At 67.7% G+C, this 25359-nt stretch carries 23 protein-coding genes; 12 read left to right on the top strand and 11 right to left on the bottom strand.

Features of this window, described 5'->3' with window-relative positions; translation table 11 throughout:
• Positions 1-4: 4 nt before the first annotated feature.
• From HDA44_RS33985 to HDA44_RS38785, 4 genes are all read left to right on the top strand, one after another.
• Positions 5-1411, top strand: a complete 1407-nt coding sequence (locus HDA44_RS33985; RefSeq protein WP_184841551.1) for an MFS transporter — start codon at positions 5-7, stop codon at positions 1409-1411.
• 9 nt (positions 1412-1420) lie between these two features.
• Positions 1421-1708 (top strand): 4a-hydroxytetrahydrobiopterin dehydratase, encoded by a 288-nt coding sequence (locus tag HDA44_RS33980; protein ID WP_184841549.1) that lies wholly within the window; start codon positions 1421-1423, stop codon positions 1706-1708.
• 75 nt (positions 1709-1783) lie between these two features.
• Positions 1784-2854: a WD40/YVTN/BNR-like repeat-containing protein gene (locus tag HDA44_RS33975; RefSeq protein ID WP_184841547.1), complete on the top strand. Its 1071-nt coding sequence runs from the start codon at positions 1784-1786 to the stop codon at positions 2852-2854.
• 36 nt (positions 2855-2890) lie between these two features.
• Positions 2891-3715, top strand: a complete 825-nt coding sequence (locus HDA44_RS38785) for an acyltransferase domain-containing protein (protein ID WP_184841544.1) — start codon at positions 2891-2893, stop codon at positions 3713-3715.
• 9 nt (positions 3716-3724) lie between these two features.
• Here the strand turns inward: HDA44_RS38785 and HDA44_RS33965 are convergent, their stop codons facing one another.
• The 4 genes from HDA44_RS33965 to HDA44_RS33950 form a co-directional block, all read right to left on the bottom strand.
• Positions 3725-4984, bottom strand: coding sequence for a polysaccharide deacetylase (locus HDA44_RS33965; protein WP_184841542.1), 1260 nt, complete (start codon positions 4982-4984; stop codon positions 3725-3727).
• A 114-nt stretch (positions 4985-5098) separates the two neighbouring features.
• Positions 5099-5728 carry a DedA family protein gene (locus HDA44_RS33960; protein WP_184841540.1) on the bottom strand — a complete coding sequence of 210 codons (630 nt, stop codon included), beginning with the start codon at positions 5726-5728 and terminating at the stop codon, positions 5099-5101.
• A gap of 270 nt (positions 5729-5998) precedes the next feature.
• Positions 5999-7180: a cytochrome P450 family protein gene (locus HDA44_RS33955; protein WP_184841538.1), complete on the bottom strand. Its 1182-nt coding sequence runs from the start codon at positions 7178-7180 to the stop codon at positions 5999-6001.
• Positions 7181-7189: 9 nt separating this feature from the next.
• Entirely contained in the window at positions 7190-9901 is a 2712-nt protein-coding gene (locus tag HDA44_RS33950) for a helix-turn-helix transcriptional regulator (RefSeq protein WP_184841536.1), read from the bottom strand.
• A gap of 101 nt (positions 9902-10002) precedes the next feature.
• Here HDA44_RS33950 and HDA44_RS33945 point away from each other — a divergent pair, with 101 nt between their 5' ends.
• A complete protein-coding gene (locus HDA44_RS33945; protein WP_184841534.1) occupies positions 10003-11067 on the top strand; it encodes a class I SAM-dependent methyltransferase in 1065 nt (354 codons plus the stop codon).
• A 102-nt stretch (positions 11068-11169) separates the two neighbouring features.
• On the opposite strand, the gene HDA44_RS33940 is transcribed toward HDA44_RS33945, so the two are convergent.
• Positions 11170-11346, bottom strand: a complete 177-nt coding sequence (locus HDA44_RS33940; RefSeq protein WP_184841532.1) for a DUF5302 domain-containing protein — start codon at positions 11344-11346, stop codon at positions 11170-11172.
• A gap of 159 nt (positions 11347-11505) precedes the next feature.
• On the opposite strand from HDA44_RS33940, the gene HDA44_RS33935 reads away from it, so the two are divergent.
• Positions 11506-12156, top strand: a complete 651-nt coding sequence (locus tag HDA44_RS33935; RefSeq protein ID WP_202887707.1) for a LysE family translocator — start codon at positions 11506-11508, stop codon at positions 12154-12156.
• A gap of 58 nt (positions 12157-12214) precedes the next feature.
• Positions 12215-13099, top strand: coding sequence for an aminoglycoside phosphotransferase family protein (locus tag HDA44_RS33930; protein ID WP_184844715.1), 885 nt, complete (start codon positions 12215-12217; stop codon positions 13097-13099).
• A gap of 12 nt (positions 13100-13111) precedes the next feature.
• On the opposite strand, the gene HDA44_RS33925 is transcribed toward HDA44_RS33930, so the two are convergent.
• The 4 genes from HDA44_RS33925 to HDA44_RS33910 form a co-directional block, all read right to left on the bottom strand.
• Positions 13112-13897: an ABC-2 family transporter protein gene (locus HDA44_RS33925; RefSeq protein ID WP_184841530.1), complete on the bottom strand. Its 786-nt coding sequence runs from the start codon at positions 13895-13897 to the stop codon at positions 13112-13114.
• Complete coding sequence (locus HDA44_RS33920; RefSeq protein ID WP_184841528.1) at positions 13894-14649, bottom strand: ABC-2 family transporter protein; 756 nt, start codon at positions 14647-14649, stop codon at positions 13894-13896. Before HDA44_RS33920 ends, HDA44_RS33925 begins: the two co-directional genes overlap by 4 nt.
• Positions 14646-15620: an ABC transporter ATP-binding protein gene (locus HDA44_RS33915; protein ID WP_184841524.1), complete on the bottom strand. Its 975-nt coding sequence runs from the start codon at positions 15618-15620 to the stop codon at positions 14646-14648. Before HDA44_RS33915 ends, HDA44_RS33920 begins: the two co-directional genes overlap by 4 nt.
• Before the next feature lie 103 nt (positions 15621-15723).
• Positions 15724-16932, bottom strand: coding sequence for an FAD-dependent oxidoreductase (locus HDA44_RS33910; RefSeq protein ID WP_184841522.1), 1209 nt, complete (start codon positions 16930-16932; stop codon positions 15724-15726).
• Between the two features lie 132 nt (positions 16933-17064).
• On the opposite strand from HDA44_RS33910, the gene HDA44_RS33905 reads away from it, so the two are divergent.
• Together HDA44_RS33905 and HDA44_RS33900 are read left to right on the top strand one after the other, a co-directional pair.
• Entirely contained in the window at positions 17065-17667 is a 603-nt protein-coding gene (locus HDA44_RS33905) for a TetR/AcrR family transcriptional regulator (RefSeq protein ID WP_184841520.1), read from the top strand.
• Positions 17668-17763: 96 nt separating this feature from the next.
• Positions 17764-18861, top strand: coding sequence for a helix-turn-helix transcriptional regulator (locus HDA44_RS33900; RefSeq protein ID WP_184841518.1), 1098 nt, complete (start codon positions 17764-17766; stop codon positions 18859-18861).
• Positions 18862-18942: 81 nt separating this feature from the next.
• Here the strand turns inward: HDA44_RS33900 and HDA44_RS33895 are convergent, their stop codons facing one another.
• Positions 18943-19398, bottom strand: coding sequence for a hypothetical protein (locus tag HDA44_RS33895; protein WP_184841516.1), 456 nt, complete (start codon positions 19396-19398; stop codon positions 18943-18945).
• A 30-nt stretch (positions 19399-19428) separates the two neighbouring features.
• Positions 19429-19848 carry a hypothetical protein gene (locus tag HDA44_RS33890; RefSeq protein ID WP_184841514.1) on the bottom strand — a complete coding sequence of 140 codons (420 nt, stop codon included), beginning with the start codon at positions 19846-19848 and terminating at the stop codon, positions 19429-19431.
• Between the two features lie 109 nt (positions 19849-19957).
• Between HDA44_RS33890 and HDA44_RS33885 the strand changes: the two genes are divergently transcribed.
• The 3 genes from HDA44_RS33885 to HDA44_RS33875 are packed head-to-tail and all read left to right on the top strand — an operon-like array spanning position 19958 to position 25329.
• Positions 19958-21295, top strand: a complete 1338-nt coding sequence (locus tag HDA44_RS33885) for a hypothetical protein (protein ID WP_202887704.1) — start codon at positions 19958-19960, stop codon at positions 21293-21295.
• Positions 21295-22467, top strand: a complete 1173-nt coding sequence (locus HDA44_RS33880; protein WP_184841512.1) for a hypothetical protein — start codon at positions 21295-21297, stop codon at positions 22465-22467. The genes HDA44_RS33885 and HDA44_RS33880 overlap by 1 nt, the downstream gene beginning before the upstream one ends.
• A 3-nt stretch (positions 22468-22470) precedes the next feature.
• Entirely contained in the window at positions 22471-25329 is a 2859-nt protein-coding gene (locus HDA44_RS33875; RefSeq protein ID WP_184841510.1) for a CHAT domain-containing protein, read from the top strand.
• The last annotated feature ends 30 nt before the right edge of the window (positions 25330-25359 follow it).

Raw genomic sequence — 25359 nt, 5'->3', positions numbered from 1 at the left:
GGTCATGACCTCGACCGCCCGGACCGCCGAGCCCACGACCCGCCCCCGCCTGTTCACCGGCCGGCACCTCCCGCTGGTACTGGGCGTGATCGGCCTGGTCACCCTCGGCGCCTTCGAGAACCGCGCGGTCGGCACGGCGCTGCCGACGATGGTCCGCGAGTTCCACGCGCTCGGCAGCTTCGGTCTCGCGAACGCGGCGCCGAACGCCAGCTACCTGATCTCCCTCGCGATCGCCGGCCTCTGGTCCGATCGCCGCGGCCCGATCCCGACGCTACGTGCCGGCGCGGTCTCGTTCGCACTTGCCCAGTTGCTGGTCGGTACGGCGACCACGATGCCGATGGTGATCACCGGCCGGCTGCTCAGCGGTCTGGCCGAAGGACTGCTCGACGTGTCGCTGATGGTCCTGGTCGCGCGGGCATTGCCTGCCGTACTGCGGCCGCGGATGTTCTCGCTGTTCGCCGCGATGTGGATCCTGCCGTCCGTGCTCGGCCCGGTCGTGACCGGTGTGGTGACCGAGCAGTTCGGCTGGCGCTGGGTGTTCCTCGGCGCGGTCGTTCTGCTCGTACCGAGCTGGCTGCTCCTTCGGCCGGCGATGCGCCAGTCGGCGACCTCGCCGGTACCCGAGCGCAGCGCCGACGATGCCGCCGAGCTCGCGGCCTGGCGCGCTGCCCTTCCGTGGGCGCTCGCCGCATCCGTCGCCTTGTTCTCGATGACCGTCGCGGGCGATCATCTCGAGGCGCATCCGGTCCTCGGTGGTACGGCGGTCGTCGTCGCGCTCCTGGTCCTCGGACGGTCCGCGGTACGCGTCATGCCCGCGGGTACTTTCGTGGCGCGACGTGGTTTCCCGGCCGTCGTCGCGGTCCGTGCGCTCGGTGGCGCAGCGTTCGCCGGAGTCGGAGCGTACCTGCCGCTGTTGCTGACGTTGCAGCACAACTTCAGCCCGTCGCGGGCCGGGGTGACATTGTCGATCACCGGCGTCTGCTGGGCGTTCGGATCGTGGTTGCAGGGGCGTGAGCACGGGATCGAACGGGTCACCGTGCTGCGTACGGGCCTGGCGTTGATGACCGTCGGTTTGCTGGTGACGTCGTTGCTGGCCTGGACCGACGCGACGACCTGGTTCGGTCTGATCGGCTGGGGATTCGCGGGGATCGGGATGGGTCTCAGCTCGTCCAGCCTGTCGGTGCTGACGCTGGATCTGTCCGATCACAACAACGCCGGACGGAACAGCAGCGCCGGTCAGATGGCCGGCACGATGAGCATCGCGACCGCGCTGGCAATCAGCGGAACCCTGCTGGCCTTCAACTCCGACAATCCGCGGCCGTGGGTCTTCGGCGTGATCATCGTCGCGGGCGCGGTGCTGGCCGGTGCGGGGCTGTCGGCCGCGGCGCGGGTCCGGCGGGCAGAGGTCTAGAGTGACTGCATGGCTGACCTTTTGACCGATGACCAGATCGACCTCGCGCTGCGCGACCACCTGCCGGAGTGGAAGGTCGTCGACAACGAGCTGGTCCGCAGCGTCAAGAGCGAAACCTTCCTGGACGGTATCCGGCTGGTCGCGACCGTCGCGCAGCTGGCCGAGTCGATGAACCACCACCCGGACATGGACATCCGCTGGACCACCGTCACCTTCCGGGTCAGCAGCCACGAGGCCGGCGGCATCACCGACAACGACCTGATCCTGGCCCGGCACATCGACACCGCGGCCAGCTGACCGCTTCCCGTCATGGCGCCTGTTGGCCACCGATGAGCGCTGTGCGGTTCGTTGGTAAACCCTTACACCTAAGGGATGACCTCACACCGCCTCGCCCTGGGTAGTGCTCTGACCGTCCTCCTCGCGCTGATTCCCGGTACGGCCGGTGCCGCCGGACCCGGCTGGTTCTGGAACCGGCCGCACTGCGACACCGTGTACGGCGACGGCTCGGTGACGATCACCGAGTCGGACGGCGAAACCCTCGCCCCGACCACCGGCAGACTGCGCGCCGTCACGTACGCGAAGGTCGCCGCGCTGCAAGCACCGAACACCCTGATCAGCATCGGCCAGCGGGAGATCCAGCGTTCCAGCGACGCCGGATGCAGCTGGCAACTCCTGGACAAGTTCACCGACGATTTGAGTACGTACGACGTGCAGGCCGGGCCGGACGACTCGGCGTACATCTACAGCGTCAACGACCAGCCGATCCTCCGCGTACACGGCGCCAACGTCAGCACCGTGGCCGGCCCGGTCGAGGGTGGCGGGCTGGCCGCGCTCAACGCCCGGCCCGGCCGGCTGCGCGTGGTCGCGGGCGACGGCCAGCTGTACGACTCGACCGACGACGGCATCAGCTGGCAGCGCACCGGCGTCCTCCCGGCGCGTGATCTGTACGCGTACGACGCCGTGATCGATCCGCGGAACCCGGATCACGTCGTCGTCGGGGTGATGTCCGACGGCGTGTACGTCACCTTCGACGGCGGTCGTAGCTGGACCCGTTCGCGCCCGGTCGAGCGGGTGAACGCGTTCAGCCTGACCATCTCCCCGGCCGACCCGTCCAAGGTGTGGATGGAGGGGTACGACCGGGACCGGTCGACGCGGTTCATCTGGGAGTCCATCGACGGCGGCCAGAAGTTCCGTGAGGTACTCGACCAGACCCAGGCCGACCTGATCAACGGCAACCAGATGTGGGCGTCACCGGCCGACCCGGACCTCATCTACTTCAGCTACGGCACGTCCTTCGCGAACTTCGGCGCCGACCTGTACCGCTTCCGCCCGTCCACCGGCGAACTCACCAAACACCACAACCGCAACGACGGCATCCCGTCCCTTGCCTTCAACCCGGCCGACCCCAAAATCCTGTACCTGGGCCTGGCCGAAGAACGGTAAGTCTCTGGCCACGGGGGAATCGGTTACCGTTGACGAGTGACAAGTGTCGAGGTGTATCGCCAGTTGGGTTTTGCCGACGCGGATCGGGAGGATGCGGAGGCGTACCAGGCGGACCCGGTGGCGGTGCGGGGGCTGGTGGAGCAGATCCGGTCATCGGTCGGGAAGCTCGGGAGTGAGCCGCGGTTCCAGATGCCGGAGGACCCGCGGGACTCGATCCAGGCGTTCCTGGAGACCGTCCCGGACATCCGCCGGTTCCACGCCGAGCGCGGGATTCCGGACGACATCAGCTGGGCGACGCTGGCCGACCTGGGGCAGCAGATCAAGGTCAATCGGCGTACGCACGGGAGCTACGGCCTGGAGACGCACTGGTGGATGACCATCCACTGGGTCGGTCAGATCTACGCGCTCGGCCGCCTGCAGTACCTGCTGCACCAGGTCACCGAGGAGCGACCGGTGCCTGGTACGGAGACCGGCGAGTGGATCATCGGCGTACATATCCCGGAGACCGGTCCGCTGACTGACGAGCTTGTCGACGACAGCCTTGCCCAGGCGCGTGAGTTCTTCCCGCGGTACTTCCCGGAGTTCCCGGTGCAGACGGCGAACCTGTGGTCGTGGCTGCTCGACCCGTATCTGCTGGACAACCTGCCTCAGGACTCGAACATGGTGCGGTTCGGCCGGCGCTTCACTCCGTACGGGACGCCGAACGACAGCCAGGACAGCGCGATCTTCTTCACCTTCCGTACGCATGGCATCGATCAGCTCGACGAGCTGCCGCAGGACACCAGGTTGCAGCGGCTGGTGGTCGGCCGGATCAAGGACGGCGGCACCTGGCAGAGCGCGTACGGGTATCTGAAGCTGTGATTGCTGAGGTTATGACGGGCGGTTCTGTCCGGTAGGTACGCCGTTCTTCGCCAGCCAGCTCGCCAGCTCCATGTTGGACACGCAGCGCACGTCCGGTTGCGTACACGTCTGTTTGACGAAGTCGGTCAGGGCATCCGAGTACACGCTGTTGTTCCATCGGTTGAAGTGGTTGCCGAGGAACAGCGGCGGGTTCCCACTCGCCCGCGACTTGGCCAGCGCGGCGCGGTACGTCGCGAGGACCTGTGCCCGCAGCGCCGGCGCCTGCGCGAGCGGCGCTTTGCGGGCCTTGGTCTGGGCGTACCAGAGGTTGTAGTCCATCGTCAGCGTCTTCTTGCCGGTCCCGGCCAGCGTCACCGACTCCAGCGGGAAGTTCCACAGGCCGTTGACCTTCTTCGGCCAGGCGATGTACCCGGGCGCGGACGCGTCGTACAGCATCCCGCGCTTCGCCATCGCCAGCCGGTACGCGGCCCGGTTGCCCTCCAGGCACGGCGTCCGCATGCCCTTCACCGTCGACGGGTCGAACGGCGGCGCGACCGTTTTGCCCGCGGCCAGGGTCGGGCCGGTACGGACCATGCGGTCGAATGCGCTGAGTTCGGCGGTCCACTGCGCGGTCGTCCACTTCCCGATCCCGGTCGCGCCGCAGAAGTGCCCGTTGGCGTGCGTACCGATCTCCTGCCCTTCGGCGATCGCTTCGCGCAGCACGGTGGTCCGGGCGAGGACGTTCGCGGTGTCACCCCAGCCGATCTCGGAGGCGCCGGGTTTGTGGAACGGCGGTTTGTAGTCGGTGCGGTGGTTCTCCGGGTACAGGTACGGGCCGGAGAGGAAGAACGTCATCCGCGCGTTGACCTGCTTCGCGACGGCGCGCCAGCGGGCCCAGAGCGCGAGATCGCCGGCGCCGTCGAAGGAGACGACGACGAAGAGCGGCGGTTTCCCGTTCGGCAACCGGCTCGGGAAGCTTCTCGTCACCGGCGCCGCCGCCGGCAGCCCGGTCGCCGGGGCCGTCGGTCCGGGCGTTGTCGGCGCTGGGATCGTCGGCGCTGGGATTGTTGACGACGGGGTCGTCGGCGAGGGGATTGTCGACGATGGGGTTGTCGACGATGGACCGGGTTTCGCCGGCGTGCTCGGGTTGGGCTTGGAGTCGCCGGGTTTGCCCGTCGAGGCGCCGGATTTGCCTGGGGTGGGCGCGCCGGACGGCGGTACGTCGGCGCATCCGGCCAGCACCGCCGCGCCGACCAACGCGGCGGCCGCGAGGTTAACCCCTGGCCTCACCACCTACCTACTGACGCACGGAACCACCCGAAGGTTGGTCCAGGACACGCCCCCACGGCCGAACCAAGGCGACGATCGTTAACCAGCCGTGATGTTCAGCCGGCCGGGATCTCTTCAGGCGGCTGGGAGTTTCGCTGCGCGGCGCTTGACGGCGATTCGGCGGGCGGTCTCGATCACCAGGCCGATCACCGCCGCGAGTCCGAGGCTGAACGCGAGCCCCTTCAACTGGTCGTGCGCGAACGCGTCCCCACCCAGATACCCGAGCAGCGCCACGTACGTGTACGCGATCGTGACGCCGAAGAACGTGAACACCAGGAACTTCTTGAACGAGTACCGGGTCGCGCCCGCCGTCAGCGTCGCGACCATCCGCGCGCCCGGGATGTACCGAACGGTCATCAGGATCAGCCCGCCGCGCGCGTGCAGCGCCGTCGCGACCTTGTCGTACAGCTGTTGACGCCGCTCCTGGCGCCGCATCCAGCGATGCAGCACCGGGCCGGACCCACGACCGAGGAAGTAGCAGGCGGACTCGCCGATCACCGACCCGGCCATCGCGACCGCGATCACCAGCAGCAGATTCTGATGCCCGGCCGCGGCCGCCATCCCGGCGGTGATCACCATGCCTTCACTGGGCACCACCGGGAACACCGCGTCGAGCGCGGCGGCGGCGAACAGGATGAGCAGCAGCCAATGCGAGGCCATCGCGATCCCGAGCAGGTGCCGCGCAACCTCCATCAACTCCGTCACCCGAAAAGAATGCCATCCCCACCCAACCACCCAGCAATCCCACCACCGCGATTCAACCCCACTTCACCCCCCGTTCACCCCCACCCACCTCCCACCCGCGCGCCCGCCGCCTCCCCACCCGTCTGCTCGCCACCTGCCCACCCGTCCGCCCACCCGCCTGCCAGCCGCACGGCATTTGAGTGGTTCACGTCTGAAATTGCCCGTTCGCCCCTCGCATGCGGGTGGTGAACGGGCAGTCGGCGAGGTTAACCGCTCAAATGGGGCCGCGTGTCAGAGGTGGACGGGGAGTTCGCGGATCGCGTTCATCAGGAGGCTGGGGGTGCGGGGTGGGTCCTGGGTGGGGTCGGCGAGGTGGAGATTCGGGAAGCGGTCGAACAGGAGCTCGAGCGCGATTCGGCCCTCGAGCCGGGCCAGGGGCGCGCCGAGGCAGTGGTGGATGCCGTGCCCGAAAGCGAGGTGCGTGGCGTCGTCCCGGGTGATGTCCAGCTCGTCCGGCCGCTCGACCTTCCGGATGTCGCGGTTCGCCGGGAGCAGCGCGAACACGATCACCTCACCGGCCGCGATCCGCTGCCCGGCGATGTCGATCGGCGCCTGGGTGACGTACGGGATGGCGGCCTGCAGCGGACCGTCGTACCTGAGCAACTCCTCCACCGCGGCCGGCAACCGCTCCGGCTCCGCCTTCAGCAACTCGAGCTGCTCGGGATGCCGGAGCAGCGCGTGTACGCCGTTGGTGATCAGGCTGACAGTGGTTTCGTGACCGGCCGCGAGCAGCAGGAAGACCATCGAGGTCAGTTCGTCCTCGCTGAGCCGGTCGCCGCCGTCGCGGGCCTGGATCAGGCCGGAGAGCAGGTCGTCGCTCGGCGATTGTTGTTTGTCGACAATCAGATCGTGGACGCAGTCGAGCATCAGCGTGGTCGCCTCGACGTACTCGTCCGCCGGGTGCGCGGCGGCGTTCACGATCACCGACGACCAGCGCCGGAAGTCGTCCCGCCGGATCGCCGGAATCCCGATCAGTTCACAGATCACGGTGATCGGCAGCGGATAGCTGTACGCATCCACGAGATCAACCGGTTGGGTGGTGGCGGACAGCTGGTCGAGTAGGTCGGTGGCGATCTCGCGGATGCGTGGTTCCATCGCGTCGATCCGGCGCCGGGTGAAAGCTGCCGTGACCAGCTTGCGCAGGCGGGTGTGGTCGGGCGGGTTGGCGCCGAGCATGTGCTGTTCGGTCCTGGCGATCAGGTCATCCAGCACCGTGTCCCGGTGCGGACCTTCCAGTGGCGACCGCACCACGTCCGGGTGCGCCAGCAACTCGCGGGTCTCCGCGTACCCAGTGATCAGACAGACCGGGACCCCGGTGAACAGCGTGAGCCGCTGTACGGGTCCGTTGGCCGCGAGATCCTCGAAGCCCCAGTGCCGGGCGATACCACTCGTTTCCGTGAACGGCTGCCTCATCCAGCCAGCCTACGTTCGAGTAGTACCCAAGTGGCCGGCCAGCTCGGTACGGGAGTGGATGCCCAGCTTCGCGTACACCTTGCGCAAGTGGTACTCCACAGTCTTCGGACTGAGGAACAGCCGTGCCGCCGTCTCCCGGATGCTGCGCCCATCCACGAGCAGCAGAGCGATCTGCCGTTCCTGTGGCGTCAGATCGTCCGCAGTACTGGGTACGCGGCGCCGCGCTGTCTCTCCGGTGGCTTTGAGTTCGGCAGCGGCCTGGTCAGCCCAACCGGGTGCGCCTAGCGCGTCAAAACCTTCCACTGCGAGCCGCAGCTGCGTACGAGCGTCCACCCGGCGTCGTACGCGTCGCAGCCACGCGCCGTACGCCAGCCTGGTCCGGGCCAGTTCGAAAACGTCCACCGTCTCGGCATGGTGGTCCAGCGCCAGTAGGAAGTCCCGTTCGCTGTCAGCGGCTACACCGCGCGCTCGTGCTGCCCGCGCCAGCGACCAGGGCTGTCCTTTCGCCGCCGCCAGCTCGTAGTGCTCCTGCGCTACTCGCTGGGCATCAGGCACACGTCCCATGCGTACATAGACCTCAACCAGCTCGGGCGCTGGGGACAAGTCCGGGTCCTTCAGGCGGTACTCAGCCAGTACGTCGACCAGATGCTCGTACTGGGGCAGCGCTGATGCCGGATCGCCCCGTCCGAGTTCCAGGTCTCCCAGGGCGAACAGCGACCACACTGTGCCGAGGTGGATCTCGTGATCGGTGCAGATCCGCAGACACTCTGCCGCTAGTTCCTGGCACTCCGCCCTCCCCTGGTGAGACGACAGCCAAGCCATACCGGCCAGGTTCATTGCCAGTACGGCGGTTTGCCCGGTCTCCCGTGCCAGCTGGATCGCTTCGTCGTACGACGCCTCCGCGTCCGCCCAGCGATCGGTGGTCGCGTCGTCACGACCTACTACGAACAGAAGCTCCGGCAGGGACGCCAGGGCTACCTGTCCGGGCCGGTCCAGCATCGCCTGCTGCCGCAGGGTCCGCCGGGCCCCGGTCTCCCGCAAGCACAGAGCCCCCAACCGCACCCACAACTCCCACCTGCTGTCCCGCTCCACTCGCTCGGATGAGGCGGCTGAGATTGCTTCGTGTAGTTGGTTGGGACCGCCGTGGCCGGCGAGGATCTTGGCTACTCCGCTCGCCAGCATCCCGACCACGCGGAGTCCTGGTCGGTGCACGGCCGGAAGCAGGCGGTCCAGCTCGTACGCGGCCTCCAGCCCAGCCACCGCATCACACATCCGGAAGCACGCGCCGACCGCGTCCGCAAGCAGCGCGGTAGCGACCTCCGGGTCGTCACAGTCCGCCGCGGCGGCAACCAGAATGTCGCGAGCCCGTCGCGGCGATCCGCACTTGACCTCGATGTCGCCCCGGATCTCCTGCGCCCAGAGACCAACCTGTACCGGCGGCTGCAGCGCCAGCGCGTCGTCCAGCAGCGCCTGCGCCCGCTCCGCGAGCCCGGCCGACCATGCGGCGGCTCCGGCGGCAACCAGCCTGCGAGCACGCTCCTGCGGCTTCTGACTCAGCCGTCCGGCCCGCTCGTACGCCGTCGCCGCCACCGCATGCGCACCCCGTGCCGCCGCATGCTCGGCCGCAACCACCAGTCCAGCCGCTACCTGATCATCAGCGCCCAGAACAGCCTCGGACAGGTGCCAGGCGCGCCGGTCGGGGTCTGGCGTCGTCCGAGCCACCGCAGCATGCGCAGTACGCCGCTCAACAGGCGTAGCCGTGCTGTAGATCGCGGACCGCACCAGCGGATGCCGGAACAGCACCTCACCGTCGCGAATCGCGATCAGTCCAACCGCCTCGGCCTCCGCCAGCGCGGCAACGTCGGCACCGAGCTCCTCGCACACTCTGGTCACCGCACCGAGCTCACACTCGTCAATTGCGGCAACCAGCAGCGCAGCGCGTGCATCTGGCGTCAGCTGGTTCGCTCTGGCAGCAAACCCTTCGGCGAGCATGGCCGGGACAGGTAGCGGCACACCAGGAGGCACCCGCTGCAGGCGGTCCGGGTCATCTGCTAGTTCGAGTAGCGCCAGCGGGTTACCTGCGACGCTCCGGTGCAGTTGCTCGACCAGCTCACCGGGCAGCTGCCGCATCAGCTGCCGTGCCGCCTCCAGCGGAATCCCTTCCAGCTGCAGCCGTGGCAGGTCCGCCTCGAACGGATGCGGTTCGTTGGCGCGTACAGCAATCAGCATGACGATCGGATCAGCCACCAGCCGCCGCGCGGCAAACAGCAGCGCCTCAGCTGAGGGCTGGTCGAGCTGGTGCGCGTCGTCGACGATCAGCACCACCGGCGCATCCTCGGCGTACCGGCAGAGCAGGTTGAGTGTCGCGGCTCCAACCACAAACCGATCCGCGGACTGAGTACCTCCCTCGCCGGCCGCAGCTGATCCGAGTGCCAGTGCGGATGACAGCGCGGACTGCTGTGGCGTGGGGATGCGGTTCAGGTGCGCCAACGCCGGGCGAAGCAGTTGGAGCAGGCCGGCGAAGGGAAGCTCCCGCTCGGCTTCGGTGCCGCGGGCACGTAGTACACGCAGTCCGGTAGCCAGTGCGGCGGCTTCGTCGAGCAGGGTGGTTTTGCCGATGCCGGGTTCGCCGGTGACGAGCAGTACGCCGGCGGCTCCGACGCGTGCCCCCGCGATCAGCTGCTCGATCACCCGGCGCTCCGCGGCCCGCCCGATCAGCATGTTTCGCAGTGTGCACCAGGTGACCCACCTGATGCGATGGCCGGCCGCCGCTGCCTACGTTCGGCCATAAGCACTAACAGGCACCACTAGGGGAGGAAGCCATGACTGTTGCGATCGACAGCGACAAACTGATGGGTCTGGTGTACCGGGCGGTGGACGAGGTCGGAGCGACGCTGAACGCGGCACTGGTCGTGATGGGCGACCGGCTCGGCTACTACCAGGCGCTGGCCGACCACGGGCCGACCACGGCACCTGAACTGGCGGAACGCACCGGTACCGACGAGCACTACACCCGCGAGTGGCTGAACGCCCAGGCAGCAGGTGGGTTCGTCGAATACGACACAGCCACTGGTCGCTACACGTTGCCGCCAGAACAGACCGTTGCCCTGACTGACCCGAGCAGCCCCGCGTACTTGCCGGGGTTCTTCCAGATCGCGCTAGGCACGGTGCAGCACGCCACGCAGACAATCGAGGCAGCACGTAGCGGCGCGGGCATCGGCTGGCACGAGCACACGTCGGACGTACACATCGGGTGTGAGCGGTTCTTCCGGCCGTCGTACAACGCCAATCTGTTGTCCAGCTGGCTGCCGGCGCTGGAGGGCGTGGTCGCGCGGCTCGAGCGCGGTGGGTCGGTGGCGGACATCGGCTGCGGTCACGGCGCGTCCACCGTCCTGATGGCCGAGGCGTTCCCGCGGTCGACGTTCATCGGATCGGACTACCACCAACCGTCGATCGAAACGGCCCGGCTCCGGGCCGCGGACGCGGGTCTGGGCGGACGGGTGACGTTCGAGGTCGCGCCGGCCGACAAGTTCAGCGGGGCCGGGTACGACCTGGTCACCACCTTCGACGCGCTGCACGACATGGGCGACCCGGTCGGCGCGGCCCGGCACGTACGCGACGCGCTGGCGCCCGACGGCACCTGGATGCTCGTCGAACCGATGGCCGGCGACCACGTCGAGGACAACCTGAACCCGGTCGGCCGGGCGTACTACGGCTTCTCGACGCTGCTGTGCACGCCGGCGTCGCTGTCCCAGCCGGTCGGTCTCGCGCTCGGAACCCAGGCCGGCCCGGCGCGCATCCGCGACGTCACCAAGGCCGCCGGCTTCACCCGCTTCCGGACCGTCGCCCAATCACCGTTCAACCTGGTCTTCGAGGTCCGGCCCTAGGTCGACCGGAAGCACTCACGGTTCCGGCCGAAGGGCCGCCGGAAAAGGTCGAGCCCCGGGCGGCGACCCGGGGCTCAGTGGATGGATGGACAGTGGCGGTTCTCAGCTGCCGGACTTGCGCCGGAACTGGCGCTTCTGCTTGTCGTTGTGCGCTTCGCCGACGCCCTGACCGCGGACGCCGCGGCCCGGGTGCGCGTGGTTGCCGGCGTTCTTCTTCTCCAGCGCTTCCCGAAACTTCTTCTGCAGATCGTCCGCCGGCTCGCTGGACTTGTCGCTCATACCGTCTCCTTCACAAACCGTCAGGCGTACGCACCCACGCTAACCGAGAGTCAGTACCGCCGCGACCGAAATCTCCGTCCGTGAAAACCTCCGCGGACGTACGCGTCCCGCTGTTAGGTTCGGCGTACGCCCGGAACGGAACCGAGAGAGGGACACGAAATGCTGGTCAGCGGTGAGGCAATGCTCGGGATCGCGCTGGTCGAGCTCGGCCTGGTGATCACGCCCGGGCCGAACATGATCTACCTGGTCTCCCGCTCGATCGCCCAGGGCCGCCGGGCCGGGCTGGTCTCGCTGGCGGGGGTCGGCCTCGGCTTCTTCGTGTACCTGCTCGCGGCCAGCGCCGGGCTGGCCACGCTGTTCGCGCTGGTTCCGGAAATCTACCTGACGCTGAAGCTGATCGGCGCCGCGTACCTGCTCTGGCTCGCCTGGAACGCGTTCCGTCCCGGCGGCAGTTCGGTGTTCGCGACCCAGGAGCTGGCGCCCGACCGGCCCCGCAAACTGTTCGGCATGGGCCTGCTCACCTGCCTGCTGAACCCGAAGATCGCGATTCTCTACATCTCGCTGCTGCCACAGTTCCTGGATCCGTCCCGTGGGCACCTCGGCAGCCAGAGCCTGATCCTCGGCTTCGTCCAGCTCGCCGTCGGCGTCGCGGTGAACGCGGTCTTCGTGATCACCGCCGGCTCGATCGCCGGCTTCCTCTCCCGCCGCCCGACCTGGCTCCGCGTCCACCGCTACCTGACCGGCACCGCCCTGGCGGTCTTCGCCATCCGTCTCGCCACCGAACGCGCCCGCCCGCTCGCCACCCACTGAGACCCGCGGCGGTAATTGGCATGCGGACGGGTTGGGAGCCGCGGATACTTGGCGGGTGATGCATGCCGGGCAGTTGGATGTCAGTGTCGGGCTGGTCTCGGAGTTGATCAGCGAGCAGTTCCCGGCGTGGAGTGGGCTCGCGGTGCGGGCGGTGCCTTCGCACGGGACGGTGAACGCACTGTTCCGGATCGGCGCTGAGCTGGTGGCCCGGTTCCCGATTCTGCCGGGCGATCCGGCGGAGATCCGCGCGGAGCTGGATGACGAGGCAACCGCGGCGCGCCGGCTGCGGGCGATCTCGCCGTACCCGACGCCGGAGCCTGTCGCGATCGGTGCGCCGGGTGCCGGGTATCCGCTGCCCTGGGCGGTGTACAGCTGGTTGCCGGGCACGATCGCGTACGACGCGGAGGTCTCCGGGTCGACCGCTTTCGCCGAGGACCTGGCGCGCTTCGTACTGGCGTTGCGTGCCGAGCCGACCGAAGGGCGCGTGTTCACCGGGTCGTGGCGGGGCGGCACGCTGACGTCCCAGGACACGTACGTCGCCGAGGGGCTTGAGAAGAGCCGCGGCATGATCGACATCGACGCGCTGGCGCGATTGTGGGCCGAGTTGCGTACGGCGCCGCGTACCGAACCGGACGTGTGGACGCACCGCGACCTGATGCCCGGCAACCTGCTTGTCGCGGACGGGCGGTTGGCCGCGGTGATCGACGTCGGCGGGTTCGCCGTCGCCGACCCCGCGATGGATCTTCAGCCGGCCTGGAACCTGCTCGACCCGACCGCGCGGAAGGCGTTCCGGGAAGCGCTGGGCAGTGACGACGCCGAGTGGCGCCGCGGCATGGCCTGGTCCTTCGCCCAGGCCATCGGCTGCCTCTGGTACTACGTCGACACCAACCCCGTGATGTCCCGCACCGCCCACCACACCCTCACCGCGCTACTCGACGCCTAGTCGTCAGGCCGATCATGAGGTGGCGCCGGTGTAGCGCTTGAGGCCGGCGCGCCAGGCCAGTGCCGCCAGGGCGGCAGTTCCGCCAGCGGCAGCCACCCCTGCCAGTACGGGCGCCAACCGCGGGCCGCGGAGCAGTGCGGCGGATGGGATGGACGCGATCAGGGCCATCGGGAAGACGTACGTCAGTAACACCCGGATCGGGCGAGTGAACACATCCGTCGGGTACCGACCGAGCTGCCAGGCGGAGTGGTAGAACACGTCGAGCTGCAACTTCGGCGCCCAGAAGGCCAGGCACGCCAGCAGCACGCTCAACGCCCACGTCACCACGAGCCCGGCGACGACCAGCACCAGCCAGCTGAGTACGCCGGCCAGGCTCGGCGGCCGGTCCGTGGCCCCGATCCCCCAGCCCAGTACGACCCCGCCGAGTACGAACTGGATCAGCGCCAACGGCGACGACAGCGACAGGCTCGCCAGGAACAGACTCGATGCCGGCTGCAACAAATAGCCGTCGAGCTTCCCGTTCCGGATCCCGGTTTCCGGGAACCACGCCAGGTTCGGATCGACGAACGTCGCCCGCAGCCCGGTGATCAACTGGTACGTCCCGATCAGCACCAGGAACTCCGCCTTCGACCACCCGGCCAGACTGTCCGCGCGGGTGAACACGATCAGCACCGCGGCGATCGCCGTACCGAGACCGGTGAACGCGAGCAGAACGTCGAAGAACAGATTGATCCGGAACGCCACGCTCCGGCGGAGCGCCATCGAGAAACCCACACCCACCAGGCGAAGCAGCTTCATGATCCCACCGCCGTGTACCTGCGTACGCCAATTCGCCAACTGATCGTGACGGCTGAACCAAGGACCGCGATCCAGGCGAGTTGGTAGCCGAGCGACCCCGTCGAGCGGGTGCCCGCGGCCAGGTCGGCGGGGAGACCGATCATGCCGTAGAACGGCAGGACTTCGGCAACGCGCCGCCAGGCTTCCGGCAGTAGCGCGATCGGGGCCGCAGTGCCGCCGAGCAGGAAGATCAGCTGGCTGCCGAACCCGACGATCGAATGCACCTTGTCGGTCCAGAACGCGGTCAGCGACAGCAGGAAGGTCCACAGGAAAACCAGCACTCCGGCCGGCACGATGTACGGCGCGCTCCGCAACACCGCCGCCCAGTCGAAGCCGGCGCGCAGCGAAATCCCGGCCAGTACGACGACCGGTGCACCGAGGAAGGTCAGCCAGATCCGCGTCGCGAGATTCATCCCGATCACGCCGATCACGACCGGCTGTGGGCGGAGCAGTTCGTGGCTGAGCGTACCGTCGTAGATCTGATTGGAGAACGTGTGCTGCTCGAACGACTCGGTCATCAAGGTGACCAGGATGACCACGATGTAGTACCGCGCGATCGCCGGATCATCCGGGTAAACGGCGGACCAGACGAACAGTCCGATCAGCGGCGCCACCACTGCCTGCACGGTGAGGGTCGCCAGGAACCACCACGCGCCTGACCACGCCAGCACCTCCTGCCGGAGCCGGAAACCCAGCAATACCGCGGTTCTCATCGCAGACCTTCCCGGTACGCCTGGTCGATGACCTTCTCCAGCGGCGGTTCTTCGACCGCGAGATCCACGACTTCTAGCGCCTGCAGCAACCGCGCCGTCGTACCGGCCACCTCGTCACGCGGTACGCGCAGAACCCATTGCCCGTCGGACTTCTCGACCACCTCCCCGAACTGCTCCGGGTTCGCCGCGCCACGCGCCGAGATCCGGATCAGCTTGTACGGCGACAGGCGCGTGGACAGTTCCGCCAGCGGCCCGTCGTACGCGACCCGGCCGTGATCGATCAGGATCAACCGCGGACACAGCGATGCGACATCGGCCATGTAGTGGCTGGTCAGGAGCACGGTCGCGCCGGTCTGCTCGACGTACTCCGCGACGAACTCGCGGATCTGACTCGCCGCGCTGACATCGAGACCGATCGTTGGTTCGTCCAAGAACAGCACTTCGGGGCGGTAGATCAGCGCCATCGCGAGACCGACCCGCATTCGTTCGCCGAGGCTGAGGGCGCGAAGTTGCCGCTCCAGCAGGGGATCCAGGTCGAGCAGCACCTCGAGTTCGGCTAGCGTACGACGGAAAGCCGGACGTGGTACGTCGTACAGGATCCGTTGATACTCCAGCGAATCCATCACCGTCAGCTCCTGCGAACCACCGACCGGCTGACTGCCACGCACGAACGCGATCCGCTTCAGAAACGCCGCGCGCCGGTGCCATGGCGTCGCGGCAAGCACCTCGACCTCGCCGCCGGTGGGATGCAGGATGCCCGACAGGATCTTCATCGTCGTGGTCTTGCCGGCACCATTCGGCCCGATGAAACCGGCCACCTCGCCGGGCGCGATCGTGAACGACACCTGGTCGAGTGCCTGCACCGTCTTGTACTCACGGCGCACGAGCGAACCGAGCGCGGCCCGTAATCCGCCTTTGCGGACCGGGGCCTGATAGGACATCGAGAGGTTACGCACCTGGACTGCAGTCATGCGACCGACCGTAGGAACAAAAGACGCCAGCTGATGGCTTGTTTTCTGCGCCAGTCGAAGGATGCGCGCCTCCGCCTGCTGCTGCAGCTGCGGACTTGTCGCGTCAGACGTGCTCCGGCCGCAGACCTATTCCGATGACTCGGGCGAGGATCTTCTGCAGCAGGCGCGAGCGGCGCACAATTCTCGCGGCCATAGGGGTGTTGTAGGTGTCGTCGAGGTGTTTCGGGTACAGGTCGGCAAGGATCTTCACCTGGCCGGTTTGGATGATGCGTGCCGGTTGCTCTCGCCGTTTCTGCACTCGTTTCAGCAACGTCTCCGTGGGAGTCTTGCCCGCCGCCAGGCCAGGGCCAAGGATTCGCGCGGCCGCTACCGCGTCCTGTATCGCCAGGTTGATGCCGACGCCGCCGGCGGGCGACATGGCGTGTGCGGCGTCTCCGATGCAGAGCAGGCCTGGGCGATGCCAGCGTCGCAGGTGGTTGACCGAGACGCTGAGGAGTTTGAGGTCGTCCCAGCCGGAGATCTCTCGCGTGAATCGTTCCGCCAGGACCGGAATGGCTTGGCGGATACGGTCGGCAACGATGTCGATGGGATAGCCGCGCAAGTGGTCGTACTCGCCCTTGGGGATGCAGTAGGCCACTTGCCAGTACGCTCCGCGGTTTACGGCGACGATGGTGAACCCTGATCCGACGCTGACGAACGGCACCTGGTCGTCTTCCGCACGGCTGATCCTGAACCAGAGCACGTCCATGGGAGCGTCGTTCTCGGTCGGGGCAAGCCACGCGAGGGTGCGCACGGTGGAGTGACGACCGTCCGCACCGATGACCAGGCGAGCGGGCAGGGTCTGCTCGCCCCGCGGGGTGGCGTAGCGGACTCCGCGTGCTTGGTTGCCTTTGACAACCAGCTCGGTCACCTCGGCTTCTCGGGTCAACTCGAACGATGGGTAGGCCTGAGCCTCGTTCGCGAGGAAGTCGAGGAAATCCCACTGCGGCATGAACGCCACATAGTTGTACGGCTCGGGAAGCAGCGAGAAATCCGCGAACACCGACTCCCCGTCCGGAGAAGAGACGGCGACGGTCTTCATGCGGTGGTGCGGAATCTCGAGGAATCGCTCGATGATGCCGAGTTCGTCCATGATCCGCAGCGTGGAGGGATGGATCGTATCGCCCCGGAAATCTCTGAGAAAGTCGGGATGCTTCTCGAGAACTCGCACTCGAACACCTTGGCGTGCCATCAGCAGGCCCGCCATCATTCCGGCCGGGCCACCACCCACCACTACGCAGTCCACAGCCTCTTCGGTCTGGTTCACGTCCATGAACCCCTCGCCTCAAAAAACCCGAATGATCGCTCTTTATGGTAGCGTTCTCTGCACCGGGAAAGTCAAGGCCAGGGATGTTTCCGAGCATGCTGCGGGAACGTTCGTTCTGTTGGGATGGGAGTGCCGGCGATGCCGAAGATCAGCGAGTCGCGGCGGCAGGCGCGGCGCGAGCAGATCGCGCGCGCGGCGCTGGAGCAGTTCGCGGTGCGCGGCATCCACTCGACCTCGATGGCGAACATCGTCGACGGCTCAGGCCTGTCCTCCGGGGCGATCTACACCCACTTCGCGAGCAAGGACGAGATCATCGCCCACGTCGCTCGCACGACCGTCGGCGGCGTATTCATCGGCCTGGAAGGACTCCTGGAGTCTGACCCGCTCCCCGCTCCTGCACGCCTCATAACGCTGATCACCGAACAGATCGCGCAAGCGGAGATGCCAACCGGCTTCATCGTGCAGGTCTGGGCCGAGGCGGTCACCAACCCGACCGTCCGCGCGGCCGCGAACGAGGTCTACACCGTCGCGTTCGAGTTCGTCCGCGAATACGCCACCCGCTGGCTCTCCACCGGAGGCGGACTCGACCCGCGACAGGCCCACACCCAGGCGCCCCGGCAGGCACGGGTCATGCTGAACCTGATCTACGCCCACATCCTGCAGACCTCGCTCCTCGACCGCTACAGCACCGCCGACTTCCTCGCGGACACGTCCGCGCTCATCACAGACAGTCCCCGCTGACTCCACGACGGCACGCACCTGGGCTGCGGGTCGTGCGACCGACCGCAAGAACAAAAGACGCCAGCTGATGGCTTGTTTTTCTGCGATAGTCGAAGGATGCGCGCCGAACGGCTCCTCCGCCTGTTGCTGCATCTGCAGACCCGTGGCCAGTCCACGGTCACGCAGCTCGCGGCCGCGCTGGAGGTGTCGCCGCGGACGATTCAGCGGGACCTTGAATCGCTCAGTCTGGCTGGTGTTCCGGTCTATTCGATCCGCGGGCGGGGCGGTGGGTGGGCGCTGCTGCCCGACTACCGCAGCCGGTTGACCGGGCTCACGCCGTCCGAGGTCATGTCGGTGTTCGTCGGTGCGACCGCGCACGTACTGGCTGATCTGGGGCTGGATGCGTCCAGCGAACTCGCTGTCACGAAGCTGATCGCGTCGTTGCCGGAGGGCGTACGTCGCGAGGCCGAGTACGCGCGTCAACGCCTGCTGATCGACCACGCCGGCTGGGACGACCACCGGGAGACACCCCGCTGGCTGTCCCTCTGCCGCGAAGCCGTCTGGCAAGAACACCAACTGGAAATCACCTACGGCGAAAACCCCCAGCCAGCAGCCGACAACACCCCTCCAACGCCGTCGACCGCCGACACCCCTCCGTCCTTGCCGACCGCTGGCAGCGCCCCGCTGTCCCTGCCGACCGCCGACAGCACCCCTCCGTCCCTGCCGGCCGGCGTCACGCCGCCCACGCCGCCCGCACCGTCAGCGTCCGGCCGTGGGCCGTTTGCCGTCTTGCCGTTGGGGCTCGTCGCCAAGAGCCGTACCTGGTATCTCGTCGCCGCCCGCACCGACGGCCGGCTCCGGACCTATCGCCTCTCCCGCCTGACCTCCGCCGCCTCCACCGACCGCCCCTTCACCCGCCCGCCCGGCTTCGACCTCGCCGCGTACTGGCTCCAGTCGCAGCGGGAGTTCCAAGCCTCCCGCCCCTCCTACCCGATGGTCCTCAAGGTCCGCGACCACGCCCTCCGCCGCTTCCGCGCCACACACCCGGTCATCCCCACCGAAGACGGCTGCTGGCTCGTACACGCCGACCTGGAGAACCCGCACGAAGCCTGCGCCGCCGTCCTGGCTCAAGCCGGCGCCGCCCAGGTGATCTCCCCACCCGAACTGATCACCCTCGTCCACAACGCCGCCGACCAGATCGCCAACTCGCACTGACACCCCAGTCCGCGCCGCCTGATCGCAAGCCCCGCCGACTCATCACCGGCCGCGCTAGCTGATCACAGGCACGCCGACCGATCACAGGTCGACGCGGCAGAGGCCGATGCCCGGCTCGACGACGGCGGTGACCCGCGTGCCCACTCTCAGGTCCTGAGACGCTGAACGCTTCCAGGTTGTCTCGAAGGCTGGGAAGCCGGTGCCGCTGACCCGGAGTTCGAGGGTGATCCCGGCTGATTCGCCGTCGTCCCATTCGCCCAGCCCGGTGACTTCCGCGATCGCCGGCACACCGAACGCGTCAAGCTGCCGGTTCTGCTCCCGTTCGACCGAGGTGTTCGCCCAGAGCGCGAGGCCGAGCGGAAGCATCAGGACCGTGAAGATGATCCCCATCACCAGCATGTCCGCCCCGGCCAGCAAGGTGGCGCCCAGCATCACCGGTCCGGACAAGATCATCGTGCCCGCGCTCCCGTACACAGCGACCGCGCCCACCCCGGTGATCCGCGACACCAGCACCCAGTGGATCTCGTCCCCGGCCATCTCAGCCCGCAGCCCGCACCAGCGGCGTGGTCACGGGTTCACGCCGTCGCCGGCGTAGAGGTACGCACCCGGTGTGCTGGGGTCCGCGATCAGGTGTACCTGGTCACCGGTGCGCGGGATGCGCAGCTTCGAGACGATCGTCCGGAGCGTTACTGCGGCATCCGTACCGGACAACTGCAGTACCAGGTCGACAACCGGGTCGTAGTTGATGAGCCGACCGGTGTCAGCAACCGACACCACGATGGCCGGTACGGTCGGTACGCCCGCCGCGAGCAACTGGCGTACGTCATGACCGGACTGGTACGCCCCGATCGACTGCTGGACCTTGGCGAAGTCCTCCTGACCAAGGAACGCGCGAGTGGTGCGACCGTAGAACCCCTTGCCGCTCGCCACCTTGCTGATGATCTCGGCGGCCTGCTGCTCACGGTTCTTGCGTCCGAAGAGTCCCATGTCTTCTCCTAGTGCTGCTACTCGGTGTACGTGCAGGACGCTAGGCGGCACGTGGCGTCTACCGATCCCAGGTTCGCCCGCGCGTACGGGGACCACGTACGCTCCCGGTATGCCGAACCAGGCGACCGGTGCGGGCCGCCCGCGTGCCATGGTCATCGACCACGCCTGGCGTGACCTCGGGCCCGGACTGGAGTCACTGAGCGGTCCTGGTGGCGCTCCACTGACCCGCACGGTGAAGCTGATCGTGCTGCCGCTGATCGTCCGGCCCGCGCTGCATCCGGAGCTCGCGACAGACTTCCTTGCACCGGACCAGGCCGCGCGTCTCAACGCTCTGATTGTGGAGTCGGCGGGCTGCCTCGCTGCGACGGCGCACTGGTTCACCCTGTTGAAGAAGGCCCGCCGGGCGCTGGGTGTCGTAGCTGGTAACCCACAGGACCTGTACTTCCAGCGGTGCTACGAGCTGGCAACCGAACACGGTGCACCGCCATCCGATGCGGAGACCATCGCTCGCACCGTTGTCCAGGAGATCGCCGACGACACCGCGGACCGCACAGTGGAAGCCCTCCGCAACCACCTGACCAGTACCGAACACCGCACACAACTGGACGCGGCCCTGATCGAGTCCTGGGCTGCCCGCGCTCTTCTGCCGCAACCTGATGCTGCTGCGGTTATTGCGCTGGCGGATGAGGTACTGGACTCTCTGGACGACTCAGTGGCGTACGCGGCGATGGTCGCGGCTGGACACGGTGAACTGTTCGGTCAGCTGGTGTGGACACAGGCGGGCGGGGTTTGGGGCTCTGATGAGCTACCGACGCATCTGGGCCTGACAGTGCATCCGGTTCCCGTACGCCCCGAGGTCGGTCGCAGTGCCTCGACAGCCACCCTCCCCGCACCACTCGACCGCACCCTGTTCGACCGCCTGTTCGTCGTACTCCAGTCGTCGACCCGCCGCGACGAGCTCCCACCGGTGCCAACCCTCGTCAGCCGAGAGGTCAGCCGCAGCAGCTCCCCACTAGGTCTGTCCAACGAAACCCTCCGAGTCGCTGCCACGCTCGGCGCCCGCCTGGCCAGCGGTCTGGACCCACTGGGCGTCGGCGGCGGGCTAGGCCTTACTGCAGCGCACCGGACCGTCAACAGCCGCTGGCGAAGAGAGGCCTCCGTACTCCGTGCGCGCCGCATGACGGTCTCCCCCGACCCCGACGGCGGTGTACTGAACTCACTCGCCCAGGACCTACGTACACCTTGGAGCGCGTACATGCGCCGACTCTGGGTACGCCTCCACGGCCGCGACGTCCGCGACGCACCCCTCCCGGACTTGCCGGCAGCGTGGACGGTACTCGACGGCGTGGCTCGCTCCGTGATGATGGACCACCGCGCACGCGTCCGCGCCGCCCTGCGGACCCTGTCAGCCACCACAGCGGACCCGGCCGAGTCGAGGAGCGCCTGATGCCTGCGACAACCGTCCACACCACCCAGTCGCCCGACGGCACCATCAGCGTGGTCCCGGCCGCCGCCCCCACCACAGGTACCGCGGACTTCACCCACGCAGTACTCGACGTCGCCGGCGCGGTACTCACCTGGTCAGTCCTCGACGGCCCCAGGCTGCCAACCGCTCACATCCACGACCCCGTACGCGCACAGCAGTGGCTATGGGCGCTGTACAACGAGCAGGTGGCCACTGCAGAGGTTGCTGTTGTCGCGGAGGTGTCGGCTCTTGCGCGTACGGCGGGGCGGCTCGCCTTCGCGCACTGGGCCGCCCGCTGGTGGCCGGCGTCGTACCTGGACGGCATCCCGGACCTCAACCCAGCCGTACTCGCCCTGGAGACTGCCGCACTCACCCACCAGTGCCAGCAACTGTTCGATGACGACGACTGCATACCCGAGCTGATCGAAGAACACCAGTCCGCACTGGTTCCCTTGCTCCATTGGCTGCACAGTCCCTCGATCGCATCACCAGTGGCGCGGCAGCTGGTTGAGGTTCTGCGGCTGATCGACGACGCCGCTGATTGCGCCGGCCTAGACAGTCCGGCGCTGCGTACGCTGCATGCTTCCCTGGCCCAGGAATCAGACATCACCTCGGCAAATGAACTGATCGCAAGGAAGAGCGGTTACGCCCTCGCGGCTGGTGCTCAGCACGCCGGCACCGGCCGGTTGATTGCCCGAGGCAATGGAATCAACGACTGGCGGCGGTACCCACCCGGTTTCGTCGATGCCGCCGAGGAGGCGATCTCCTGGACCCTCCGCGCCCAGGGCGCCCGCCGCCAACTGGACATCGAGGTCGTCGCGCATCCGTCGGCCCCGACTGGTACGCCACTCGCCGCAGAGGTCCGCCTACCCGCCGGAAGCCGGCCCGACCAGGCCGAACCGCCCCGGATACGCCTCACCAGGCAGGACGACAGCTGGACCGGTCAAGCGGACATCACCCTGCCATCTCCGGAACAGCTGTTGATTGGTGTGGAGGTGCTGTTGCCGGGGTTCGATCCCGGCGCCGCGTCCGACGCCAGCGCCGACCGGGCCGCGATCCGCAACCTTGCCCGCGAGCGCATGCGCACCGAACCAGCTGGTCAGCTGCTACTCGCGGAGGTCCTTGCCGGGGCCGGCGATGATGGGGACTACTGACGGATGACGGACAGTACGAACCCGCAGCACCTCCAGCTGTACGGCGACCCGTTCGACGCAGGGTTCGCCCGCGCGCACGAGCATCACCTGGCAGCCGAGTTCGCCGCCGCGTACGACCTGTACGCCGAACTGCTTGTCCTGGCGGAATCGCTGGAGGACTCACCCGACGTACGGTTCCTCCGAGCCCACCTACTGGCCGACCTCACCAGCGTCCACCTCTCGGCATCCGATCTGCCCGGCGCCGACGACACCAGTACGCGATCGCATGCGCTGCTCGACAGCGTCGCGCAAGCACCGATGGGACCACACGGCCGGCAACTGTGGCTGGAGCTGCAGCTCCGTACGATGATGGCCAGATCCGCAGTACTCAGTACTACCGGCCATCTGGACGAGGCACTCGACTGGCTCGACCAGGCCGCAACCGTACTGACCGAGTTCACCGACCCGGACGGACTGCGTGCAGCCGAGCTCGGCCTGAACCGTGTGCTTCTCCTGATCAACCGCAGCGAGTGGGGTAAGGCGGAGGAGCATGCGAGCCTCGTGCTCGCTACCACACCGCCAACTGCCGTGGAGGCAATCCCCCGGCTGCAGACCGCACTCGGGTCGATCTGCACTGCTACCGGGCGGTATGACCTGGCTGAGGACTACTTCGCCCAAGCAGAGCAGGGCTTCCAGACACTGCGCGACACCGGTGAAGTACAAACGCTGCTCGCACACCGGGCGTACGTGGCGATGGAACGCGGTGAGCTCGACGAAGCGGAGCAGCTGTTCACGCAGGCATCAACGTACTTCGAACAGCAGCGCCGGTACGGCGACCTGGCAACCTGTGAACAGGCACGGAGCCACCTCGCCGATCTACGCGGCGACACTGCGAACGCACGTGCACTGATCACTACCAGCCTGGACCGGTTCGCACGGCTCGGCGCATCGATCGCGGCCGCGGACAGCAAGCTACTGGCCGCTCAGCACGCGTACGAGCGAGGTGACATCGAGGAGCTGCAGCGCCTGGCGCAGGAGGCGCGCGACGTGTACCAGGCGCAGGAGCTGTATGAACGGTGCGCGCAGGTCGACCTGATGCTGGCGCGGACTCTCGAAGACAACCTGAACCAGACAGACCACGGCGATCACGAGCGCGCATCCGTTGACACTGCGCTGTCGCTGGCCCTCCCGGCTGCGCTGACCCTGGCCGCTGCCCGCCACGACTTCGTCACCGCGTACGCCCGCAACCAGTGGCTTGAGCTGGCCAATGACGCCATGCGGCTGGTCTTCCGCCTGGCTGTCCGCCGCGAGGACCAGGGCCTACTGTTCGAACTGGTAGAACACCAGTGCGCCGGCGCCGCGCTCGCACTAGGCGCACCGCCGGCAGTTGCTGCTGCGGCACCGGTCTTCCCGGAGCCTGCGATGAAGACGTACGGCTCGCCTCTGACGCTCGGAGGTGTTGCTGCGGATGCTGCCGCGTCGATCGGGCTCCGCGTCGCGCCGCCGCCGAAGGTACGGATGTCCGCGGAACGGGTTGCGCTTCAGGAGTACATAGCTGCGGCTGAGTTCCGCTACCGCCGGCCGATCGTGGACGAGCAGGAGGTGCCGTTCTGGAACACTTCCGAGCTCACCAGCCGCCCGGTAGTACAAATCCGGCTGGCTGACGCTGGTGACCTGTTTATGACGTGGACGTGGGCCGGCGGCGCGACTGGGTTCGGTACTGGCCGCGGGCCTGCTGATGAAGTCGATGCGGCAGTACGCGAGCTGGCCGCTGCACTACCTGGCACGGGCGAAGGCGCTGATGGCGTACGCCGTGCTTTCGCGTCAGGTGCGCTGTCGGACCAGCGTGGCGAAGCGCAGCTCGCACGTACGCTCGGCAAGGCGCTCTGGCCGGACGGACTAACCGCACAGCTACGCCACGTACTGGAACGTGCAGGCCGGCCACTAGTACGCATCCAGCCATCGCCCCGAGTCGCACAGGTCCCGTGGGAGCTACTGGCACTGGACGACGCCGACACCCGCCTCCTGGACCTGGCAGACGTAGTAACCACAGCCCCAACCTCCCTACGCCGCCAACAAACCCAGCCAAGCAACACCACTGTGGACTGGCCGGTTGTGTTGGTGCTTGATCCGCGCGTCCCAGGCTTCCGAGCTGACTCACCGCTTGGCTCGGTACTAGGTCCACCCGGCTCCGACCCGGACCTACTCGCCCTGGTCCAGCGTCACGCAGCAACCGGCGCCGTCCAACCGCACACCGCCACCGCACCGGACGCGTTCCGCCGCACAGACCTCAACCGCGACTGGCTAAGCGACGTACTCCGCAGCGGCGCCCGCAGACTCCTGTATGTCGGCCACGTAACCGGTGCACCAGTAGAAGGAGGCCAGAGCGAGGACGGCGCCATGCACCTCTCCTGCGGCCCAGAAACCACCGGCCTCACCGATCTGACCCGCACCCACCGCCCGCTGTCCGCCAAGGACCTCCTCCTCGGCACACTCCCCCTACACAGCGACGGTCAGCCCGGTACGCGCATCTGGCCCGCCCCACCCCGAGTAGCCCTGATCGGCTGCGAAACCGGCGGCGACCTACGCTTCACCGAATCATTCGGCCTCGCCACAGCCATGCTCCACAACGGCGCCCACCTGGTCACCGCGACCCGCTGGCCCCTACCTACAAACCATGCCTTCCACACCCTGGCCGGCGTACCCACCACAACACGCCCACTCTCGGAGGCCATCACCGCCGTAGACACCGCCCACGACCACCCCGACCCCGCACACTACCTAAACACCTGGCAACGCACCCAACTAATCACCTGGCGCACCAAACCCCACCCAGAAAACTCCCCACTCCTCTGGGCAGCCCTAACCACCATCGTCGTCTGAACCTCACGAATTGCCCCGGAACCGGCCACG

Source organism: Kribbella solani (assembly GCF_014205295.1).
Classification (GTDB): domain Bacteria; phylum Actinomycetota; class Actinomycetes; order Propionibacteriales; family Kribbellaceae; genus Kribbella; species Kribbella solani.
Note: the sequence above shows the minus strand (reverse complement) of the source record. Positions and strands in the feature narration are given on the sequence as shown.

What these genes read in the sequence shown, in the direction of transcription:
- HDA44_RS33940 (WP_184841532.1), bottom strand. Translation starts at nt 11,346, where the DNA reads ATGAGCGACAAGTCCAGCGAGCCGGCGGACGATCTGCAGAAGAAGTTT.
- HDA44_RS33905 (WP_184841520.1), top strand. Translation starts at nt 17,065, where the DNA reads ATGCCGAAGATCAGCGAGTCGCGGCGGCAGGCGCGGCGCGAGCAGATC.
- HDA44_RS33880 (WP_184841512.1), top strand. Translation starts at nt 21,295, where the DNA reads ATGCCTGCGACAACCGTCCACACCACCCAGTCGCCCGACGGCACCATC.
- HDA44_RS33955 (WP_184841538.1), bottom strand. Translation starts at nt 7,180, where the DNA reads ATGAGGCAGCCGTTCACGGAAACGAGTGGTATCGCCCGGCACTGGGGC.
- HDA44_RS33875 (WP_184841510.1), top strand. Translation starts at nt 22,471, where the DNA reads ATGACGGACAGTACGAACCCGCAGCACCTCCAGCTGTACGGCGACCCG.
- HDA44_RS33890 (WP_184841514.1), bottom strand. Translation starts at nt 19,848, where the DNA reads ATGGGACTCTTCGGACGCAAGAACCGTGAGCAGCAGGCCGCCGAGATC.
- HDA44_RS33920 (WP_184841528.1), bottom strand. Translation starts at nt 14,649, where the DNA reads ATGAGAACCGCGGTATTGCTGGGTTTCCGGCTCCGGCAGGAGGTGCTG.
- HDA44_RS33900 (WP_184841518.1), top strand. Translation starts at nt 17,764, where the DNA reads ATGCGCGCCGAACGGCTCCTCCGCCTGTTGCTGCATCTGCAGACCCGT.
- HDA44_RS33930 (WP_184844715.1), top strand. Translation starts at nt 12,215, where the DNA reads ATGCATGCCGGGCAGTTGGATGTCAGTGTCGGGCTGGTCTCGGAGTTG.
- HDA44_RS33885 (WP_202887704.1), top strand. Translation starts at nt 19,958, where the DNA reads ATGCCGAACCAGGCGACCGGTGCGGGCCGCCCGCGTGCCATGGTCATC.
- HDA44_RS33950 (WP_184841536.1), bottom strand. Translation starts at nt 9,901, where the DNA reads ATGCTGATCGGGCGGGCCGCGGAGCGCCGGGTGATCGAGCAGCTGATC.
- HDA44_RS33915 (WP_184841524.1), bottom strand. Translation starts at nt 15,620, where the DNA reads ATGACTGCAGTCCAGGTGCGTAACCTCTCGATGTCCTATCAGGCCCCG.
- HDA44_RS33935 (WP_202887707.1), top strand. Translation starts at nt 11,506, where the DNA reads ATGCTGGTCAGCGGTGAGGCAATGCTCGGGATCGCGCTGGTCGAGCTC.
- HDA44_RS33980 (WP_184841549.1), top strand. Translation starts at nt 1,421, where the DNA reads ATGGCTGACCTTTTGACCGATGACCAGATCGACCTCGCGCTGCGCGAC.
- HDA44_RS33895 (WP_184841516.1), bottom strand. Translation starts at nt 19,398, where the DNA reads ATGGCCGGGGACGAGATCCACTGGGTGCTGGTGTCGCGGATCACCGGG.
- HDA44_RS33925 (WP_184841530.1), bottom strand. Translation starts at nt 13,897, where the DNA reads ATGAAGCTGCTTCGCCTGGTGGGTGTGGGTTTCTCGATGGCGCTCCGC.
- HDA44_RS33975 (WP_184841547.1), top strand. Translation starts at nt 1,784, where the DNA reads ATGACCTCACACCGCCTCGCCCTGGGTAGTGCTCTGACCGTCCTCCTC.
- HDA44_RS33985 (WP_184841551.1), top strand. Translation starts at nt 5, where the DNA reads ATGACCTCGACCGCCCGGACCGCCGAGCCCACGACCCGCCCCCGCCTG.
- HDA44_RS33945 (WP_184841534.1), top strand. Translation starts at nt 10,003, where the DNA reads ATGACTGTTGCGATCGACAGCGACAAACTGATGGGTCTGGTGTACCGG.
- HDA44_RS33910 (WP_184841522.1), bottom strand. Translation starts at nt 16,932, where the DNA reads ATGGACGTGAACCAGACCGAAGAGGCTGTGGACTGCGTAGTGGTGGGT.